We start from the raw sequence: 18229 nt of genomic DNA, 5'->3' as shown, positions 1-18229 counted from the left end.
AACCACGCGAACAGCGAGGGAGCGAATGGGAGGAAAAATGCTGAAAAAATTCAGTTCCCTCAACCTTTCTCAACTTCACGCGTATCAGCGCGCATACGATAGCCCATACCGCGTACTGTTTCGATCAGGTCAGCACCCAATTTTTTGCGCAGACGCCCCACGAAAACTTCGATCGTATTGGAATCTCGATCAAAATCCTGATCATAAAGATGTTCAACCAGTTCCGTGCGGGAAATAACTTGATCTTGATGATGCATTAAATATGAAAGCAGGCGATATTCATGTGAGGTGAGTTTAAGCAGCACTCCATCCACACTGACCTTTGATGTTTTGGTATCAAGATGCAAAGGCCCACAGACAAGCTCGGAAGAAGCATGTCCTGCAGCTCTTCTTATTAAAGCCCGAAGTCGGGCCAGCACTTCTTCAATATGGAATGGCTTGGCCACATAATCGTCAGCACCGGCATCAATACCCGCAACCTTATCGCTCCAGCGATCCCGTGCGGTGAGCATAAGCACTGGCATCGTCCGACCAGCCTGCCGCCAACGTTCCACCACGCTGATGCCGTCCATTTGCGGAAGGCCAATATCAAGAATAACAGCGTCGTAGGGCTCGGTATCCCCTAAATAGTGACCTTCCTCACCGTCAAAGGCACAATCAACCACATAGCCTGCGCCAAGAAGCGCATCTGAAAGCTGTCTATTCAGATCTTTATCGTCTTCAACGATCAGGATACGCAAAACGGCTTCCCCCAATCCAATCGTTTAGTTCGCCAGTGTTTAGGTCTCAGCGTTTAATTCGCTGGCACCGCAACTTCTACGCGGCGCGGACGTTCACCATCGCGTCCTGGCACCAGAACTACAACGATACACATAGGTTTACCATTTTGCACGGTTGGTGTTGCCTTGGCCAGTTGCCCACCCTGCGAGGCCGCAACTTTTTCTCCCACGGAAGCGCAATCGCCGGAAGCGTTGACCAAGAAACGAGGCTTCTCCGGCGTCCCGATCGGCATCGCGCCAACGCTCATCGGCAACAATCCGACGCAGATTGTGAGAAGTGCAAAAAATCTCAAAGCAGGGTTCTTTTTCATCATGCTGCCCATATAGCGCCTCGCAGCTGAACCATGCATGAACGATACATTCCGCTTACAGGCACGAAAGTTTAGCTTTATCAGAATTGCTAAGTCCACAGACCGGACCAGCAATATCCAGACCATTTGGGGAAGACCAGTCCGTTTCGTTCAATTTGGCTAATCTGCCCCATGGTGAATCCCCTATCACAATTTGTAATTTTATGAAATACGTGAATTCGCCGCAACTCGTCCTAAAATAGTGACCAGTCCTGCAATGGCTGTAGCAAGTTGTAATAATAGTTCGGTTAGTTCGCCCTGATCAATCGTATCGCTGGCAAATCCAAATGCTCCGGCAAGCGAAAGCACAAGGGTAACCAAGCCCGCCCATACTGTTCGAGAGAGATACCAAGGTTTGTTGTCCTGCATTAACTTTCCTTTCAGTTCATCAATTGGTCGCTTATGACGAGACTAGCCGGATCGCCTGCACCCACTTTCGCGCTGATCATTGCAACACGTATTTCGAACGCTTGATTGCCCACCTCCATATTCCGGTCTGCTTGCGAATAATTCCATCTTGGAACCGAAACATTCTCTTGTCGTATGCGTGTTCCAGATTGCCATATCTCAACCTGATAGGCTTCTTGCTCCTCACCAAGCGGTATATCTTCGCCCAGCCAATTATCCGCATCAATCCGACCTCGCCTGATCCAGCTCACAGCTAGATCGCCGGTTGGCAAGGCTTCGGCTTTCAAATGAACCGGACTTAATGGCCGCAATGCTCGCAATCCGCCGCTGAATTCTATTGTATCGAAATATTCATCCGAAAAGGATTTACCCGCGGTTCCAATCCTCCAATTCAGTTGCAGGCCAATTTCAGATGATTGCAGCCCCACACTGGTCACCGAAGCATCTATCAGGATGAAGGGCGTGCCCGCTGGTTTCTCCGAAAGGGCTGCCAATTCAGTGCCAAGCTGGCCCCGCAGCAATCCGCTGATCCGCCACTCATCCAGCCCGATTTCTTCCGCATTCAAGAATTGGAAAACTTCCCAATCTCCTTCCGGTGATCGTAGCAAAGCTGCGTTGGCCCCGTTGAAAAGCTGTGCCATAGATTGTGGTCGCAATTCACCCGAATAAAGCCCCAGATCAACACTTTGCCCGTCGATCATCCGGCCACTGGGACTGCCAGGCAGGGAGGTAAGCAGCTCTCCCATAATGGCGCGCTCAGAAACTAACGCGCGTTCCATATATCCATCATCGGTGGGTGAAGCGTAAACCGCAGCTCCCCGCCATGGACGGGCATGGCAAGCAACGCGAAACTGCTGGGCGGGATCTTCTGAGCCGGGCCAGAGTGGTAGATCCAGCAGATGAATGACTGGCTTCATATCCGCCACAGGACCACCGGGTGGCAAGCGCGGCGTCTCGCCTTGATCGGCATATATAATGTTGGAGGCCAGCGCTGCGGCCTTCACCGTGCGCACATCACCATCCTCAAGGGCGGTCACAATATAGATACGCTCGCTACCCTCTCGATCAATCCGTATGCGATCACCAACATGAAGGGCGGCATGAGACCACGGCAGAGCAAAGCTCGCCGTTCGCCGCTCGGAATGACGACGTGCTAACCATCCTTCGGCCAAAGCCTGTGCCTGACCGGATTCCAGAACTCCTGAAAGACTTACACTTTCTGTTCCTCGACCTAAATCCCGCATGGCGCTGGCACCTACCACCTGAAAGTCACGCAACGGGTCGTGACAGTAAAACTCCACTTCTGCTGGTAAATCATTCTGATCGTCAAGCATGACGGTCAATGCGGCGCCCTCAGCAGGTTCGACCAGCGCGGTTTGCAAATCAAGCACTGCTGATGAGCGTGCAATGCTTTTAAACACAAAACGTCCCGACTGTTCATATCCGTTGACGCCAAAAATATCCAAAAGCGGCTCCAGCACTCCCCGTGCGCTTGCCGGTTCCGATATGACAAAGCCCGATAAATACCCGTCAACGCCAGAGACGTCTGCCTCCGGCAACCCAAAATCTGCAAGGATTGCAGCAATCAATTCATCCAAAGACACTCCATTGATGCGGCCATTTAGCCAATGCCCCAAACGCCAATTTGGCGCATCGCCCCATATTTCGCCCTTGAGCGGAAATTCCGGAAAAGGCCTTGTGTCCCACGACCACAGATAAATGCGATCTAGGTCCAACATAGGTCCACCATAGATGGGCGATATTGGATTGTTTTCTGGCCAGTAGTGAAAATGCGCACGCAAAAATCGGTCCATAGCGATGTCCGAGCGTGATCCGTTAGAAAAATATGGCGCTGCGTTCTCCGATGATTTTGAATCTGGAAAAACATTCGGCTGATTGGGGCCTTTATCGACCGCAGGACAACCCAACTCGGTAAACCAGAATGGTTTTGATTGAGGGACCCATGCGGTCGGCTGAGACGCCTCTTTGCCCCCAATCCGATTAAAATGTTGATTGCTCCACCAGGCTCGAATGTCTTTGAAACGATAGACCCAAGGCTTGCCTGCCATACCATCGGTTATTGGGGTGCGGATACGCTTGGCACGGTCCTCGCTGCTGGCATAATACCAATCAAAACCCTCACCGGCTTCGATATTAGCCATCAATCCATCAAGGTCGTAAGCCCCTTCAAATCCGTCTGGATTTCCGCCTTCAAGATCGCTATCGCGCCAATCAGCGAGCGGCATGTAATTATCTATGCCAATTGCATCAATTGCAGGGTGAGACCAAAACGGATCCAAATTGAAGAATAGATCGCCGGTGCCGTCTTCTGCTTGATAGCCAAAATATTCAGTCCAATCAGCACCATAGGTAATGCGGCAATTGGGGCCCAGTTTCGAGCGCATTTCTTCTGCCAAAGCGCAAAGATGCGTAACAAATGGGAAATTGGTGTGACTATCGCGAATGCGGGTTAACCCGCGCAATTCGGAGCCAATCAAAAAGGCATCCACACCTCCCGCTTGAACGGCCAGGTTGGCGCAATGATTCAGAAAACGTCGATAACCCCATGTTCCATTAACAAAAGCCTCTACCTCAGCGCCTGCGATCGCAGTTTTATCTGGCGAGCCGTTCATACCCGGCGCTGGATAACAAGTGATCCGACCACGCCAAGGATAGACCGGTTGGCTTGCACCACCATAGGGAGATGGCAGATTATTGCCGGCAGGTACATCCATCATGATGAAAGGATATAAGGTAACTTGCAGGCCTCGCGCCCGCGCGTCGCGGATAGCGTCTATGACACTTTCATCGGATGGCGTGCCGCCATAGGCCGCGCCTTCGCCACTTCGCGAGATCAAATGCGCCTGGGCGCGGGTGACGCGCTCCACTCTCCAAACTCTGCTTGACCTATGGTGCGAAGCGTCCGCGACGCCGGGGCGAATGAGACAGTTGCCAGCACGAAGATCATCGCCAAACCAAGGCAGCACAATGGCCACATGTTTCAGGTTCGGACACAGGGCTTGCAATTCATCCATCGCTGCGGCCCAATCGCTGCGACTGCGTATAGAATTACGATTGACCCATCGCTGGTAGCCCAATTGTGGCTGGTCACGAACAGGTTCAGGCGAAAGCCCGAATTCTGTAGAACCTGGAATTAACGCGACAGCGCGCAAATCTTTTGCAAGCTTACCAATAGGTCGCATCACCTCAAAGTGGAACTGTGGCAGCCGGTTGCCGTAGTTCTCCAGAGGGATACGTTCAAATACGACATAGGCAGTACCGCGATAGGCTGGGGCGTTACCCGTTCCTTGTTTAGCTTCGATCAACGGATCAGGTTGCTGATGCTCGGTGCCACGATAGATCCGCATATTTATTTCGGTCAAATCCAATTCCTGACCGTCTGCCCATATGCGGCGGATACCCGCAATTTCACCCTCAGCAACCGCATAGGCGGCATTGCCAAAATAGCTGTAACTGGTCACTTTTGGCCCACCTTTACCGCCTTGGCGCTCGGTGGTTTTGCTCTCTTCAAATCGTGTGGCCCAAATCAAAGTGCCCGAAAGCCGAGCGGTGCCATAAATAAAAGGCAGGTTTGCACCTTCTTCAGCGGTCACAAAACGGCCGCTTGTTAATCGCGCACCTTCCATATGTCGGGTGGAATTGATGATAGCGGTGTCCACTGCATAGCCGCCCATAGCCCCGAGCCCGGCGCCGATGGCGGCGCCCACAGGGCCAAAAATGCCGCCAACGGCGGCACCCACTGCTTGCAGAACTATTGTTGCCATTTTATAATTTCCGTTCGGGAAAAATGAAAATTCCTGCGATACGTTTCCGCCATTGCGGTACAAGCGCCGAAGTCATGACGCTGTGCCCTTCATAGGCATGGATGAAACGGTTCTCGTAGGTCATGATGCCAAGATGTTTGGCAGCGGTGTTTTCTCGCCAGCGAAACACCAAAAGATCGCCAGGTTGCGGATCGCTCATATCGCGTTTTATCAGATGGCGTTCTGCGGCTTCCAGCAAAGGATCATCTTTGGAAACCTCGCCCCAATCGGCCGCATATGGCATTATCCGTTCAGGTTCGCATCCATAAAGCGCCCGCCAGATGCCTCGTACCAAGCCTAGGCAATCGCAACTGACACCCCGGCGCGATGCCGCATGCCGGTAAGGCGTACCGATCCAGCGCTCTGCTTCTTCAATAACGCTTTGAGCCATCATAGAACGAGCGCGCCCCCGTCATATTCATTTGCACTGGTAACGTAAGCGAACGCGGCATCATTTCCCGGCAAGTGGGGAAAACCGCGGAAGTTAATTCCGTTGGAAAATTTTGCCTTGCAGGTGGTAAAGCTCTTGTCGCAGCCCGCGGTGATGTGGAACCTCTCCCCTCCCGATAACGGCAATATAGGCGGATCAATCAGTTGAAGCGTGGCGCCCGAATGGCTGACACAGTGGATTGTACGGCCTGCATTTGCGCCGCTCTGCCACGTTAATGTGCCGTTAGAAAACCAACCATCGGCAAATTGGCTCAGACCTACGACCTTAAGAGTTGTTCCCTCAAAGCGAGAAACTGTTCCATTTGCAAAATAGCGTGGGTCGCTGAGATTTATGCCGCAGCGTCCATCGCCAAGTGCTGCGGAGCAATTGCGTTGGATGCGACGGCCTTTTACAGCATCGAATGCAGCGGCAACGCCTTTCAGTTCCATAACGAAACGATTTCCCGCGCGGGTGATCTTGCCCGCCGTCCACCGGCGTAAAACCACATGTTGTTCCGGCTTCTGCCAATTTGCGAGATAGGCTTCGATTACAGCATCGTCAAATCGGCCAAGTTCAATATCCGCATCGCTGATTTTACTGGAAGACAAGATACCTTCCACCTCTCCGCCAGCGACCGATAGCCCAAGCTGGGTGCTGGCTTCAGAACTATTCAGACCGCTGAGTGGCTCGCAAGAAACTCCGTCAATAATCAGCGTGCGATCGTGATCTGTGAACCCAAGAACGATTTGATCAGAACGTCTTATAATCCAAGCAAAGCAATGGGTTGTCACTTCCCCTTGCAGATGTGATTCAAGCTCTGGCGGAATGGGGATCATGCTTTCACCTCAAGGATGGGAATAGACGGAATTTCACCAGCTTGAAACGAAGCAATGCTGGCCAGAAGCCGGTCGGTATCAAACCGCACGGCCACGTCGAATAAAAACCCTGCCGTCACAATCGCACCTTTTGCGGGTACGTAATCCGTTTCAAAAGTCACCACACCGCTCAACGGATCCAGCGTGAATGCCTCCCCCTGTCCGACTGCCGCTCCGTCTATCGCGATCAACACGGTATCAGCCACGGGACATGTGATCGGGCGGATATAGTCCTCATAGTGTTTTACGAGCTGAAATTTTCTACTTACACCATCGCCAGTACCGATCTTCTGATCACGTGATGTCGGAGGCGTGTTTCCTGCTGCCGAGGAAAAATCAAAAGGATCGCGGAAGCGGAAACCATAGAGCGAACCGCGACGTGCCTCGAAGAAAGCCAGCACGGTTCTCAGATCATTGAGCGAGCGTAGCCCGGTTCCGGCATCAAAGTGCCGACGCGAATGTGCCCAACGGGCGTTGCGCTTTTCGTGGCCCGAAGTGAGAGTGACAATCTCATTCCGCCATTCCGGACCGCCGGTTGCACCAAAAGAAACGCCCAGTGGGAAACGAACATCGTGGAATGCTTCGTTCATAAGTTACAATCTCCTGGCACCGCGACGCACCGCACCGGCTAGCATCGCTGAAAGTTGCGCTTCCGATTTTTTGAAAGAGGAAGCATCGGGTGTCGACATGTGAAAAACGACTTGTACCGGCTTTCCGCCGCCCCCGCTCGCCACCCCCAGCCGTCCGTCTGCTCCGCGCGCCAGCGGTAAGATTGCTTCCGCTCCAGCTTCACCCGTGAGACCCAGAGAACCATTCCCCATTCCGAAATAGGTTGGACTTGAGACAACGCCGCCTTTTGCAAAGGGCATCACGCCGCGGATGCCGGCAAACACGCCTGACATAAGCGAGGAACTGAGGTTCTGAAGCGGCTGCAGCCCTGCTGATAATGCCGAGCTTGCCAGGCTACTGGCCAATCCTCGCAATACGTCTTCGAGACTTTTGCCAGTAGTAATTGCACCTTTCAGCGCTGTATTGAGACTCGTACCAAAACTCGACGAACGCTTTTCCAGGTCAGTCAAGGCACGGTCGAAGGCACTCATATCCGCCTCGACTGAAACGGTTAGTGTTTCATCTTTCATCTGAATTACCTGTCGGGATAAATGTGCATCAGCGCATCAAGCGCGGCCCGCGACGGGGCTGATTGCAAACGGCGCGATGGACCGAGCGCCGCAGCAAATTCACGTGGGGTCATTGCCCAGAAGTTTTTAGGAGATAGCCGCAGCAAACCAAGCCCCGCCCGCATCACTTCATCCCAAGGAAAGGGCGAAGCGCTTGTTTCGCTGAAAGGCGAAGAAGTTGATTCAACTGCGGCAATTAAGGGTTTGGAGCGGAATGGCTTTCTTTCGTTTCGGCACCGCCGAAAGTTGCTGTCAATAGTTCTGAAACCATGCGCGCATAACCGGTTGCACCGCCATCGGCGCGCATGTCGGCTACATCATCATCGCTCACATTATGTCCACCGCCACGAAGCCCCGCGCAAATAATACGCTGCATGTCGCGAGCGGAAAGCCTGCCCGAAGAAAAGCGAGCAATCAGATCAGACAAATTGTCAGCCTCAAATGCCGCCTCCAGTTCAGCCAACGCGCCGAGGGTCAAACAGAGGGTCCAATCCCGGCCATCAAGCCTTGCCGCCACCTCTCCCCTATGACGGTTGACCATCATATGGCTTCTCCGAAGCTAATTGGACCGGCTGATTCAATTGCTATTTCGAAAGTCATTTCCGCATCATGATTGCCGCCATATTCGAGCGCGACAATCTGAAATGCGCCGGTGATAGTTCCAAAATCGGGCAATATAATTTGCCAATTTTGGATTTCACCGGCAAAGAACGCAGAGCGGACCAAAGCGTCTGACGCTGCATCTTTGAAAATGCCCGACCCACTGACCGAGGCACGCTGTACCCCGCTTCCAGCCAATAATTGCCGCCAGCGGCCTGTGGCATCCGCGTCGGTTACATCCACCGTTTCTGCATTGAAGGCGATGCGCTTGGTGCGTAGGCCAGCACAGGTCACGAATTGATCATCCGCGTTTGCAATTTTGAGCAAGATATCCTTGCCCCGTTGAGCTGCCATACTGAATTCCTTATTAATTTTGGGGTTCGGTCACCACGCGATAACGCATGGTACCCAGATAGCTGCCGAGTCCGTCGGTGTTACGGGCCAAAACTTCCGTGAGCATGAAATTTATCAGACGATGACCTTCTAGAATGATCGGCGCCTCATCAAGCCGCGTCGCAATGCGGCCCGCTATATCGAGGACTAATTTTCGACCCGCTGTTCGGGCCCATATTTGAATGTTAAGGAAATGCTCCCCGCCCACTTCGCTGGCGGTGTTCCATTCCCGGCTCAGCGTTTCGCCGAAGGTGATGTAAGGAAACGCTGCCTTCGGCGGAACTTGATCATAAATCCGCTCACCGCCAAGAGTTTCAATAAGTTCCGTGTCACTTTTAAGAGTCTCATAAAGTGCTTTCTGTAATGCTGCCGCCCCGTTCATTGTGTTCCCCGCGAGTTTTGACAGTGTCTAAGTTGCTCGGTTTCAATCCAATCGAAATGTTCTCGCGCACGCTCAGCTCTTTGAAACGCAAAGCCCGCACCAGACCATCAAAGGTTAATTTCATTGTGATGTTCACTGCCCACCTTCCACTGCTAAACAGATCAGATATCGGCCCGTTTCATCGGGGTCATGAGCTGAGAGCAGAGAGAAAATCCGGCGCCCCTTCCGCAACCGCTTATCCGTAGAAATATCGTCACGAAAGCGCACCAATATACGGTGGGTTATTTGAGGGCGGGGTCTTGTGCCAAAGTCGCGCTGTGCGGTACTGACAGGCTCTATACGCCCCCAGATCGTTGTGTCTTCCACCCAGTTTTCCGTATAGCCGCCCATCCCGTCGGGAAGCCGATGCAAGGCTTCCAGAATCAGCTCTGAGGTGAGTTTTCCAGGGTCAATAAACAAAATATTGTTCATATGGACACCCGACGCCAACTGTCGACCATGCGGTCAATCAGCGGTGGGAATGTCGTTGAAGCGCCCGGTATAGGAGCGACTGCCCGCGTCTCGAAGAGATGGGCGGTAAGCGAAAGAACCGCATGTTTTAATGTATCGGGCATTTCTGCGCCTGATTCACCAAAACCCGCTTCAAAATCGATTTCAAGTCCGATAACCGAGCGCGCATCTTGATATTGCGGCATATATACACGTTGCGGTCGGCGTCCATGTTGAAGCAGGAAATCCTCCGGCTGAAAATTGACTGCCGTGCCGTCCGGCATATAGGCCACCACCGAAACTATGGATTTTACCGGATATTTAAATAAAGCTACCCGACCCGAGCGCGGCCAGCGATCGACCCGCAAACGCCACGTTTGATCAATGAATGCGAGGCCAGTTTCTGCCTCTACCAACTCGCGTGCGGTTTTTAACAGCCGGCCCAAGATCTCGTCTTCACTATCGGTGGAGATTTTCAAAAATGCGCGCGCATCTGCAATCGTCACCGGTTCGAGTGCCGGCGGCGTGACAAGAAACATTGCCATTGGATTCCCCTATAATAACTTCAAATCAGACAGTTATGAATTTGTCCCCACAAAGAGATTCAACGCCAATCTCAATATAATCTAGCTGCTAAGTTCAGCAGGGGGACTATGAAAATACCTGAGGTTATTGACAGCTACACCGCTGTCATTTTGATCAGGCCGAGAACTTCAGCAGCTTAATGGCATCAAAATCTTGTACGCCGCCACCGACACGCTTGGTCGTGTAGAACAACACATAGGGTTTAGCGGAATACGGATCCCGCAATACGCGGATGCCAATGCGGTCTACGACCAGATAGCCGCGTTCAAAATCACCGAAAGCGATCGGCGTCGCATCGGCACCGATATCCGGCATGTGTTCGGCTTCAACTAAGCCAAACCCCATCAATGATGCTTTCTCCCCAATCGTCGCCGGCGGTTGCCACAGATAATTGCCATCACTATCTTTCAACTTACGCAACACGCTTTGCGTGGTGCGATTCATGACGAAATTGGCTTTCTGGCGATAGCCCGCTTTCAGCGTATAAATGAGCTCGATTAGCTTATCAGCCGGATCAACTTCGGGCAGTGCACCTTCAATTCCGGTGGCAATATGGCCGAGTTTCCCCCATGCCCAGGAGCTCTCTGCAACCGAATCATAGGTTAGAAAACCGGTTGGCTGATTGACGCCGCTACCCGTGACGAAAGCGGCGCTTTCCTGTTCAGCGAAAGCTGCTTCAACTTCTTCGGCAATCCACTGTTCGACATCAATGGCCGCATCATCGAGCAGGGAAGAAGTTGCCGCAGGCATGGCGTAGAGTTCCATGGTCGGGAATTGCAGCTCAGCCAGTTTTGCGGTTGCCGTTTCAGGACGGACAGCGGTTTCACCAACCCATCCGACATTTGGGCCGCTGATTGAAAATGGTTTTTTCAGCACCGCGCTGGATACTTGGCGAACGCTGGCAATGGCACGGATCGGCGAAATCACGCTTAGTCTGCGACCGATTTCCGCCTCCAATTCTGCCGGCACCAGATAGCCACCATCAGGGCCATTTCCGTAGGAATGGGATTTCTGTTCGACACCGCGCAATGATTGTTCGTCACCTGAGCGTACATATCCGTCAAATGCTCGCTTGTGCTCAATATTGACGACAGCGCCCGATCCACCCAGTGCTGGACGGGACTGTTTTAGCACATATTGGTCGAGCGCTTGTTTTTGTTCATCCAGCGCGTGGTTGATACGCTCCACCTTTTCGCGCAGCAACACATCCACATCGGCATTTTTTTCAACTTTTTTCAGCCGTTCGTCATTGGCTTCTCGGAAACTGGAAAATGCCGACATGAAATCGTCAAATGCTGCGGCGATATCACCATTATTGACTGAATTGGTGTCGAGCGCCTTCGTTTCCACGCTCTTGGTTTCGAGCTGGATTGCATGATTGTTCTGCATATTGATCCTATTATTTTATGTTTGCGATCATCAGTTTTGAAGCTTCCCGCATACGCTGTGCTAGGTTTGCTTCATCGTACCCGACGGCATCCCGCCCATCGTGGCCTTGAAGTGCTGCTAAAGCCGCATAGCCTTTGGCAATGACGGTTCGTGCAGCACTTCGGCTCAGCCCCGCATCCCGCGTGAGCCAATGTTCAAATTGTCTGATTGTGGGCAATCGGCCCTTGACGGTATTCACCCGCGCTTGCGGCAGCATGGGAAAAGTAACAACCGATATTTCCCATAGATCCGCCTCCAAGATATGGCGTAACCCGGTTCGGGCATCTTTGCGCGCTTTAATAGTGCGAAAGCCAATGGAAAGCCCATCAAGTCCACCAGCGCGCATGAGCTCCAGAGCCTCCCGCGCACGGGCAACGCCTTTGGCGAGCCTGCCTTCGACATAAAGCCCGCGCGAATCCTCACGAATATCTGTCCAGACACCTATGGGTTCGGCCGCGTCATGCTGCCAAAGCATCCTTACACCGGATGGTTTGCGTTTTTGCAACGAACGCGTGAATGCACCGCGTTCAATGACATCGTTACCCAGATCCGCAAGGCCAAAAACACTGGCGTAGCCACCAAAGCTTCCATCGATTTGCACTTCATCGAGCGCGAGCGATGCCCGTTTGGTTTCGATTTTGAAATTAACCCCTGCCATTCCTGCTTCTTTCTTCTGGCAAAATTTCGGCCTCCGCTAAAATCCCAGGCAAAGCTGCATTTTTTGCTCGGTCGGCAAAACGCTTGAGTATCCCAAGCGCCGACCAAGCTGCGAGGCTAGCTGCTGCCGATCCCATCAGCATGAGCTCGGCCCGGCCCAGCGTATGATCGAGCGACAAGAATTCAGCAATTTTAACTCCTGCCGCTCCACCAAAGATCAAGCCACAAATCAGACCCACAGCGAAGCGGATCGCAGCCTCACGTTTGCCGCGTGGCAACACATAGGCTAGCGAAACAGCAGAGCCTGCAACCGCCCCAACGATTTTCGAGAACCACAACCACGTAGCTTCAGATGCCAATACTGTTTCACTCCAGCTATTCATGGCGTCCTCTTCACTCGCGCGGCTGATAGCCCACCGCCTCACGTTTTTCGTCATCTGTTAAGAATGTGGCTTCGGCTACGCGGCGCCACAGGGCTTCGCGTTCCAATGACAGGCCTTCAATCCGGTCAATGTCATGCTCCAGCCGCAAATCGCGTCCAAAAAGCGGGCCTAACCAGCACTCCAAAGCTTTCGCGGTACGGTCAATCAGCGGTAAGATCGTCAGTCGATAGAAAGCACGGTTGGCTTCGGCATAATTGGCGTAAGTGTTGTCGCCAGGAATGCCTAGCAGCATCGGCGGGACACCAAATGCCAGCGCAATATCGCGCGCTGCGCTGTTTTTAGCTTCGATGAAATCCATGTCCTGAGGGCTGTAGCCCATGGCTTTCCAATCAAGCCCGCCCTCTAAAAGCAATGGCCGACCTGCACCAGAAGCACCGGTATAGCCTTCTTCAAGTTCAGATTTAAGCCGCTCGAACTGCTCTTCCGTCAGGTTGCCTCCATCTTTTGGTGCATAGACTAATGCGCCGGAAGGCCGGGCGGAATTATCGAGCAGCGCTTTGTTCCAAGCGCTGGCGGCATTATGAATGTCCAAAGCCATCAATGCGGCTTCAAGCGGTGGAAAGCCATAATGATCATCAAGCGGGTGGAATAGTTTCAAGTGCAATCCGGTTGGAGCGTGGCCCGCAAGCATCACCGTTCGTTTGATGGAACCGGACCGATATATAAGAGAAACGGGCCAACCGTCGCTGGCTGTTTCCAGCGTCACGCGTTCGGGTCGCAAAAGATGCAGCTCGAACTGGCCGCTGGGCAGATCGACCCGCTCAACATAAGCATTGCCTGAGATTAGCAAGTGGCCATAAAGGCGCTGGAAAAAACTATGCCCATCCACTCCCGCTTGTGGGCGGGCGATTAATTCCAAAAGCGGGTGGATTTCATGTTCCATCGCGCCTTCATATAAAAGCCATGGCACATTGCTTGCAGCTTCCGCGATAAGTCGAACGCAGCGATGGGCCACCGGATTGCGCATGAAGCCTTCACGCGCAAGGGTTGCATAATCACGTCCGATCCAGGACGCGTTGTGTTCCATATGCAGCGCTACAAAACCGCTCGCCATTTTGGTCTGTCGACCTGCCACGCCACGCAGGCCATCATTCGCAGCGCTTTTGCGCCACGGCCATTTCCACGCCATATGTTGGCTCTCCGATGTAGATTATGTTTATCCGAAACGACGAATACGTGGTTTTCGCTCAGTGCCGTTCATCAGTTCACTCAGTGCCCAAACCAGTGCATCAACTCTATCCGGCGACCGGCCGCTCGATAGGCCATCGGGCGCGAAATCGCACATTTCATCCTCAAGCGCTGGGAAACGACCGACGTGACGAATACGCCCTTGCTCATATAAGGCCGCAACCGGCTCAGCGCGCAAAAATTTTCCGCGAGAAGCACGGCGCATCAAAACGGGAACCGAAGCATCTTCGGCCGAAAGCACGGCTGCTACCATTTCACCACCCTGATTGACTTCCGCCAAAATCGCATCCGCTTCATAATCATGATAAAGCGCTACGGCTCGGCGTGCCCATTGATGAGGCTTTGCCATTTCCATGGTTTCATCGGCCAGAACATGCCCAAAACCGTTTTCATCGATACCTGCCACGACAATGCCGCAGGCATCGGATGATTTGCCAGAAGATGCAGGCGGATCAACCGCAACCAATATGCGGCTCAAAGGAGGAGCTGCTGGTACGAAACATTTTTCGATCGCTTCACGCGACCATAATGCCCCGGCGCGTTCCTCAATGAATTCTCCGTCAAGCTCCTGGCGTCCTAATCTCGTTCCGGCATATCGCTGGTTAATCGCTTCGATGAAACCATCCGCCAGATGGGCGGCGTTTTCTGAGGTGCGCATGTGCGTCATGGCGGTTGAATGATCGCTCATCAGAGCTTTCAACAATGGCACCGAACGCGGCGTGGTTGTGACAACTTGTCGTGGACGTTCGCCAAGGCGCAGGCCGAATTGCAGCATGTCCCAGGTTTCTTGCGGGTGTTTCCACTTCGCTAATTCATCGCACCATGCAGCATCGAATTGCGGACCACGCAGGCTGTCGGGATCTTCTGACGAAAAAAGCGATGCTACTGCACCGCTATTCCATAAAAGCCTCCGCCTTGTCGCTTCATAGCGGGGGCGTTCCAAACGTGAGACAGAGAGGATGCCGGATGGTCCATCCACCATCACCTCGCGTGCATCAGCAAATGTTTCACCGACCAGTGCGATATGTCCACTTGATCGGCTTGCAAAAGGTAACAGCCCCTGCGCCATGCCCGAAACCCATTCAGCACCCGCTCTTGTTTTTCCGGAACCCCTGCCGCCCAATATAAGCCAGACACGCCAATCGCCGATCGGGGGCAGTTGCGCGTCACGCGCTTTGATCAGCCATTCGTTCTCCGCCGCTAATATTTGCCTTTGCTTCAATCCCGCCGCCCAGGATTTCCCGCGCGCGCTTTTGTGCAAGTTCTTCAATTCTCCTGTCTATTCTAGCAAGCACTTGACGCAACTCGCCGATGCTCACCGTGGCCCCGACATCTTCATTCGGTTCTTGATTTTTAGTTTCGGAAACCAATTCACTGACGGTCTTGACGGCCCGGGCAAGCGCCATCAAAGCTTCAGCTTTACTTTTGTCTGGCAGCTCCTCGCCATCAATCAACTTGCGTAATTCGGATTGAAGCCGCTTGAGAGCAGTTTCGGTTTCGGTAGGCGAGAATGAATTGTCTGATTCCAGTTTTAAACGTCTAAGTCGGTTCCGATAGGATTTTTCGGTCAAACCTAAAATTTCAGCCACATCAGCAGCGGAAAGTCCGTGTTTCATTTGCAGGCGAAATGCCAGCCTGACTCGCGCCTCGCGGCGCGCATCTCCTGTTACTTTTTTCAAAAGTGAATTCCGAAAGTGCCACCTCAAGTGGCATTGTTACTATAGAGCAAAGTCATGCTTATTGGTGCCGCAACCATAGAGCCCCACCATCTTGATGAGGATGCTAGTATAAAGCCACGCAAGCCACGCAAGCTGTCTTAAAGGGTGTTGGCTGCCGGTCCTAAATTAGTGAGCTATCTTCGCTAGCCACAATTTCTTGACCGTAACAAATAGCTAGCAAAGCACCGTTACGGTGTCACGGACTATTTTCCTATTATTGATTTTTTTCCTATTTATTTAGCTTAAGTGTTTAGCAATTCTCGGGGTTTATAACGAATTAATCTGGTATAGTTGATGTAATTCCATCTGCTAATCAATCTCAGGCGGCGAATTGGAGTTTATGCGCAAAGCGGGCGAAAAGAAATTAAAGAAGAAAAAGAGCAGACCTTTTCGGGTATCGCGGCTCATTGGCCTTGATGCATGGATCGACTCGACCCTGTATCGATTGCGTTTCTACTGTGCAGAAGCGTGGGAAAATTTTACGATTTTCTCCCATAGATTTCGTGTCAAAGGCTTTCGCCGGCTCATTGTCGAAATTTTGGACGAAGCAGTAACCCTTGGGGTTATTGGTGCGGTGATAATGCTAGCGCTTGCATTGCCCGCATTTGAACAAACCAAAAAAGATTGGCGTACGCAGGATGATTATGCCGTCACGTTTTTAGATCGTTATGGGAACGAAATTGGACAACGCGGCATTCTTCATCGCCAGGCAGTACCAATCGACAAATTGCCGGATCATGTTATCAAAGCTGTATTAGGCACCGAAGACCGGCGGTTTTTTGAACATATAGGCATTGATTTTTTCGGGCTGAGTCGTGCCCTTACCCAGAACATCCGTGCGAATGGCGTCGTGCAAGGTGGCTCCACTCTCACCCAGCAGCTCGCAAAGAACCTGTTTCTTTCTAACGAGCGCACAATTTCACGCAAGATTAACGAGGCTTTCCTGGCAATTTGGCTGGAAAGCAATTTGACTAAAAAGGAAATTCTGCAGCTCTATTTAGATCGCGCCTATATGGGCGGTGGCACTTTCGGAATTGCCGCAGCTGCAGAATTTTATTTTGGTAAAAACGTTCAAGATGTATCGCTTGCGGAAGCCGCCATGTTGGCGGGATTATTCAAAGCGCCGGCGAAATTTGCCCCGCATATCAATCTGCCTGCAGCGCGTGCGCGCGCCAATGTCGTTTTATCAAGCATGGTTGAAGCGGGTTTCATGAGCGAGGGACAGGTCGCTGTTGCTCGCCGTCACCCGGCAAATATTGTTGATAGAGCAAAAAATGAAAGTCCTGATTACTTCCTCGATTGGGCTTTTGAAGAAGTGAAACAGCTTGCCGCCGATATACCTCAACATACATTGATCGTCAGGACGACATTCGACCGCAATCTGCAAAAAGCAGCGGAAGAATCGCTAGAGTTTCATCTTCGTCAATTTGGTGCGGAATATAATGTTTCACAGGCCGCCACGGTTGTATTGTCTAATGATGGTGCAGTACGTGCGCTTGTCGGCGGCCGAGATTATGGGGAAAGCCAATTCAACCGTGCCACGAGCGCATTGCGACAATCGGGATCGTCCTTCAAACCCTATGTTTTCGCCGCTGCAATGGAAAAAGGGATGACGCCCAAAACAGTTATTTCTGATGCACCGATCAGCTGGGGGAATTGGGCACCTCGCAACTATGGTCGGAGCTTTGCGGGGCGAGTCGATCTTACCACTGCGCTGGCGCGGTCGATGAATACGGTTCCGGTCAGACTTGCGCGAGATCACCTTACAACAGCCCCAATAGTGGCGCTGACCAAGGCGATGGGGGTTGAGTCGCCCATTTCGTCCCACAAAACTATGGTGCTTGGCACTTCAGAAATGACAGTATTGGATCAGGCCACCGCTTTTAACGTATTTCCCAATAATGGCATGGCCGGAACTCGCCATGTTTTCACGCAAATTATGTCGCCGGATGGCAAAGTGTTGTGGGATTATGGCCGCGATGGCCCGAAACCACACCGGGTTATATCTGAGCAGTCCGCCCAATATATGAATCAGATGCTCGTCGCGGTGAGCGAACGCGGCACTGGCCGGCGTGCTCAACTACCCATGACCCGTGTTGGAGGAAAAACCGGAACGACACAAAATTACCGCGATGCGTGGTTTGTAGGTTTTACGGGAAATTATACCGCTGCTGTTTGGTTCGGGAATGATAATTTTACACCGATGAAAGATCTCACCGGGGGCGTTTTACCGGCTATGTCATGGCAGAGGATGATGAATTACGCGCACCAAAATATAGATCTTAAGCCAATTCCTGGCATTGAACCGCCCTTCCCGGCACCGGCTAAGTCTGTCGAACCGAAACTCGCTACCAATGAAGAGAGCATTCAAAGAATGACCGGGCCGTCGCGTGTGCTTTCTCCTGCCGCAACACAGGCGTTACGGGAATTGAACGAACAGTTCAGAACCGCGCCGCCAGTGCCTGCAGCCAGTAATGGCACCAAGATATCAGTCCTTTGAGT

General features: G+C 52.3%; 21 protein-coding genes. 1 reads left to right on the top strand and 20 read right to left on the bottom strand.

The genetic code is table 11. The annotated features are described in order from the left end of the window. Positions 1–59: 59 nt before the first annotated feature. The 20 genes from C7374_RS03530 to C7374_RS03435 all read right to left on the bottom strand — a co-directional run bounded on the left by C7374_RS03530 (position 60) and on the right by C7374_RS03435 (position 15688). Positions 60–740 (bottom strand): response regulator transcription factor, encoded by a 681-nt coding sequence (locus C7374_RS03530; protein ID WP_111574271.1) that lies wholly within the window; start codon positions 738–740, stop codon positions 60–62. Between the two features lie 53 nt (positions 741–793). Then, a complete protein-coding gene (locus tag C7374_RS03525; RefSeq protein WP_111574270.1) occupies positions 794–1090 on the bottom strand; it encodes a hypothetical protein in 297 nt (98 codons plus the stop codon). A 201-nt stretch (positions 1091–1291) separates the two neighbouring features. Further along, complete coding sequence (locus tag C7374_RS03520; RefSeq protein WP_111574197.1) at positions 1292–1498, bottom strand: hypothetical protein; 207 nt, start codon at positions 1496–1498, stop codon at positions 1292–1294. 11 nt (positions 1499–1509) lie between these two features. Continuing rightward, the gene (locus tag C7374_RS03515) at positions 1510–5322 is read right to left on the bottom strand and encodes a baseplate multidomain protein megatron (RefSeq protein WP_111574196.1); all 3813 of its coding nucleotides are present in this window, start codon (positions 5320–5322) and stop codon (positions 1510–1512) included. Between the two features lies 1 nt (position 5323). Beyond that, the gene (locus C7374_RS03510; RefSeq protein WP_111574195.1) at positions 5324–5755 is read right to left on the bottom strand and encodes an NlpC/P60 family protein; all 432 of its coding nucleotides are present in this window, start codon (positions 5753–5755) and stop codon (positions 5324–5326) included. Next, on the bottom strand, positions 5752–6627 hold the full coding sequence (locus C7374_RS03505) for a DUF2163 domain-containing protein (protein WP_111574194.1): 876 nt from the start codon (positions 6625–6627) through the stop codon (positions 5752–5754). The genes C7374_RS03510 and C7374_RS03505 overlap by 4 nt, the downstream gene beginning before the upstream one ends. After that, the gene (locus C7374_RS03500) at positions 6624–7256 is read right to left on the bottom strand and encodes a DUF2460 domain-containing protein (protein WP_111574193.1); all 633 of its coding nucleotides are present in this window, start codon (positions 7254–7256) and stop codon (positions 6624–6626) included. The genes C7374_RS03505 and C7374_RS03500 overlap by 4 nt, the downstream gene beginning before the upstream one ends. A 3-nt stretch (positions 7257–7259) precedes the next feature. Further along, complete coding sequence (locus tag C7374_RS03495) at positions 7260–7805, bottom strand: phage tail tape measure protein (protein WP_111574192.1); 546 nt, start codon at positions 7803–7805, stop codon at positions 7260–7262. Between the two features lie 5 nt (positions 7806–7810). Next, positions 7811–8041, bottom strand: coding sequence for a rcc01693 family protein (locus C7374_RS03490; protein WP_280968786.1), 231 nt, complete (start codon positions 8039–8041; stop codon positions 7811–7813). Then, positions 8041–8388 carry a gene transfer agent family protein gene (locus tag C7374_RS03485; RefSeq protein ID WP_245412559.1) on the bottom strand — a complete coding sequence of 116 codons (348 nt, stop codon included), beginning with the start codon at positions 8386–8388 and terminating at the stop codon, positions 8041–8043. The genes C7374_RS03490 and C7374_RS03485 overlap by 1 nt, the downstream gene beginning before the upstream one ends. Beyond that, positions 8385–8798 carry a phage major tail protein, TP901-1 family gene (locus tag C7374_RS03480; protein WP_111574190.1) on the bottom strand — a complete coding sequence of 138 codons (414 nt, stop codon included), beginning with the start codon at positions 8796–8798 and terminating at the stop codon, positions 8385–8387. Before C7374_RS03480 ends, C7374_RS03485 begins: the two co-directional genes overlap by 4 nt. A gap of 13 nt (positions 8799–8811) precedes the next feature. Continuing rightward, on the bottom strand, positions 8812–9219 hold the full coding sequence (locus C7374_RS03475) for a DUF3168 domain-containing protein (protein ID WP_111574189.1): 408 nt from the start codon (positions 9217–9219) through the stop codon (positions 8812–8814). 132 nt (positions 9220–9351) lie between these two features. Then, on the bottom strand, positions 9352–9690 hold the full coding sequence (locus C7374_RS03470; protein ID WP_111574188.1) for a phage head closure protein: 339 nt from the start codon (positions 9688–9690) through the stop codon (positions 9352–9354). Further along, complete coding sequence (locus C7374_RS03465; RefSeq protein ID WP_111574187.1) at positions 9687–10253, bottom strand: head-tail connector protein; 567 nt, start codon at positions 10251–10253, stop codon at positions 9687–9689. The genes C7374_RS03470 and C7374_RS03465 overlap by 4 nt, the downstream gene beginning before the upstream one ends. A gap of 154 nt (positions 10254–10407) precedes the next feature. Continuing rightward, positions 10408–11682, bottom strand: a complete 1275-nt coding sequence (locus C7374_RS03460) for a phage major capsid protein (protein WP_111574186.1) — start codon at positions 11680–11682, stop codon at positions 10408–10410. Between the two features lie 10 nt (positions 11683–11692). Beyond that, a complete protein-coding gene (locus C7374_RS03455; protein WP_111574185.1) occupies positions 11693–12379 on the bottom strand; it encodes an HK97 family phage prohead protease in 687 nt (228 codons plus the stop codon). After that, positions 12366–12761 (bottom strand): DUF6107 family protein, encoded by a 396-nt coding sequence (locus C7374_RS03450; protein ID WP_111574184.1) that lies wholly within the window; start codon positions 12759–12761, stop codon positions 12366–12368. The genes C7374_RS03455 and C7374_RS03450 overlap by 14 nt, the downstream gene beginning before the upstream one ends. 10 nt (positions 12762–12771) lie before the next feature. Next, positions 12772–13950, bottom strand: coding sequence for a phage portal protein (locus C7374_RS03445; RefSeq protein WP_111574183.1), 1179 nt, complete (start codon positions 13948–13950; stop codon positions 12772–12774). A 27-nt stretch (positions 13951–13977) separates the two neighbouring features. Then, entirely contained in the window at positions 13978–15270 is a 1293-nt protein-coding gene (locus C7374_RS03440) for a DNA-packaging protein (protein WP_111574182.1), read from the bottom strand. Beyond that, a complete protein-coding gene (locus tag C7374_RS03435; RefSeq protein ID WP_111574181.1) occupies positions 15176–15688 on the bottom strand; it encodes a hypothetical protein in 513 nt (170 codons plus the stop codon). Before C7374_RS03435 ends, C7374_RS03440 begins: the two co-directional genes overlap by 95 nt. A 379-nt stretch (positions 15689–16067) precedes the next feature. On the opposite strand from C7374_RS03435, the gene C7374_RS03430 reads away from it, so the two are divergent. Next, the gene (locus tag C7374_RS03430; protein WP_111574180.1) at positions 16068–18227 is read left to right on the top strand and encodes a transglycosylase domain-containing protein; all 2160 of its coding nucleotides are present in this window, start codon (positions 16068–16070) and stop codon (positions 18225–18227) included. Positions 18228–18229: the final 2 nt, after the last annotated feature.

The sequence above is a fragment of the Falsochrobactrum ovis genome, from assembly GCF_003259955.1.
Taxonomy (GTDB): domain Bacteria; phylum Pseudomonadota; class Alphaproteobacteria; order Rhizobiales; family Rhizobiaceae; genus Brucella; species Brucella ovis_A.
The sequence above is the reverse complement of the archived record's forward strand: the minus strand, read 5'-3'. Positions and strand labels throughout refer to the sequence as shown.

Coding starts and splice junctions, on each gene's coding strand:
- C7374_RS03465 (WP_111574187.1), bottom strand. CDS start 10,253: ATGGCAATGTTTCTTGTCACGCCGCCGGCACTCGAACCGGTGACGATT.
- C7374_RS03500 (WP_111574193.1), bottom strand. CDS start 7,256: ATGAACGAAGCATTCCACGATGTTCGTTTCCCACTGGGCGTTTCTTTT.
- C7374_RS03510 (WP_111574195.1), bottom strand. CDS start 5,755: ATGATGGCTCAAAGCGTTATTGAAGAAGCAGAGCGCTGGATCGGTACG.
- C7374_RS03450 (WP_111574184.1), bottom strand. CDS start 12,761: ATGAATAGCTGGAGTGAAACAGTATTGGCATCTGAAGCTACGTGGTTG.
- C7374_RS03430 (WP_111574180.1), top strand. CDS start 16,068: ATGCGCAAAGCGGGCGAAAAGAAATTAAAGAAGAAAAAGAGCAGACCT.
- C7374_RS03505 (WP_111574194.1), bottom strand. CDS start 6,627: ATGATCCCCATTCCGCCAGAGCTTGAATCACATCTGCAAGGGGAAGTG.
- C7374_RS03475 (WP_111574189.1), bottom strand. CDS start 9,219: ATGAACGGGGCGGCAGCATTACAGAAAGCACTTTATGAGACTCTTAAA.
- C7374_RS03460 (WP_111574186.1), bottom strand. CDS start 11,682: ATGCAGAACAATCATGCAATCCAGCTCGAAACCAAGAGCGTGGAAACG.
- C7374_RS03480 (WP_111574190.1), bottom strand. CDS start 8,798: ATGGCAGCTCAACGGGGCAAGGATATCTTGCTCAAAATTGCAAACGCG.
- C7374_RS03525 (WP_111574270.1), bottom strand. CDS start 1,090: ATGAAAAAGAACCCTGCTTTGAGATTTTTTGCACTTCTCACAATCTGC.
- C7374_RS03455 (WP_111574185.1), bottom strand. CDS start 12,379: ATGGCAGGGGTTAATTTCAAAATCGAAACCAAACGGGCATCGCTCGCG.
- C7374_RS03495 (WP_111574192.1), bottom strand. CDS start 7,805: ATGAAAGATGAAACACTAACCGTTTCAGTCGAGGCGGATATGAGTGCC.
- C7374_RS03515 (WP_111574196.1), bottom strand. CDS start 5,322: ATGGCAACAATAGTTCTGCAAGCAGTGGGTGCCGCCGTTGGCGGCATT.
- C7374_RS03445 (WP_111574183.1), bottom strand. CDS start 13,950: ATGGCGTGGAAATGGCCGTGGCGCAAAAGCGCTGCGAATGATGGCCTG.
- C7374_RS03470 (WP_111574188.1), bottom strand. CDS start 9,690: ATGAACAATATTTTGTTTATTGACCCTGGAAAACTCACCTCAGAGCTG.
- C7374_RS03520 (WP_111574197.1), bottom strand. CDS start 1,498: ATGCAGGACAACAAACCTTGGTATCTCTCTCGAACAGTATGGGCGGGC.
- C7374_RS03485 (WP_245412559.1), bottom strand. CDS start 8,388: ATGATGGTCAACCGTCATAGGGGAGAGGTGGCGGCAAGGCTTGATGGC.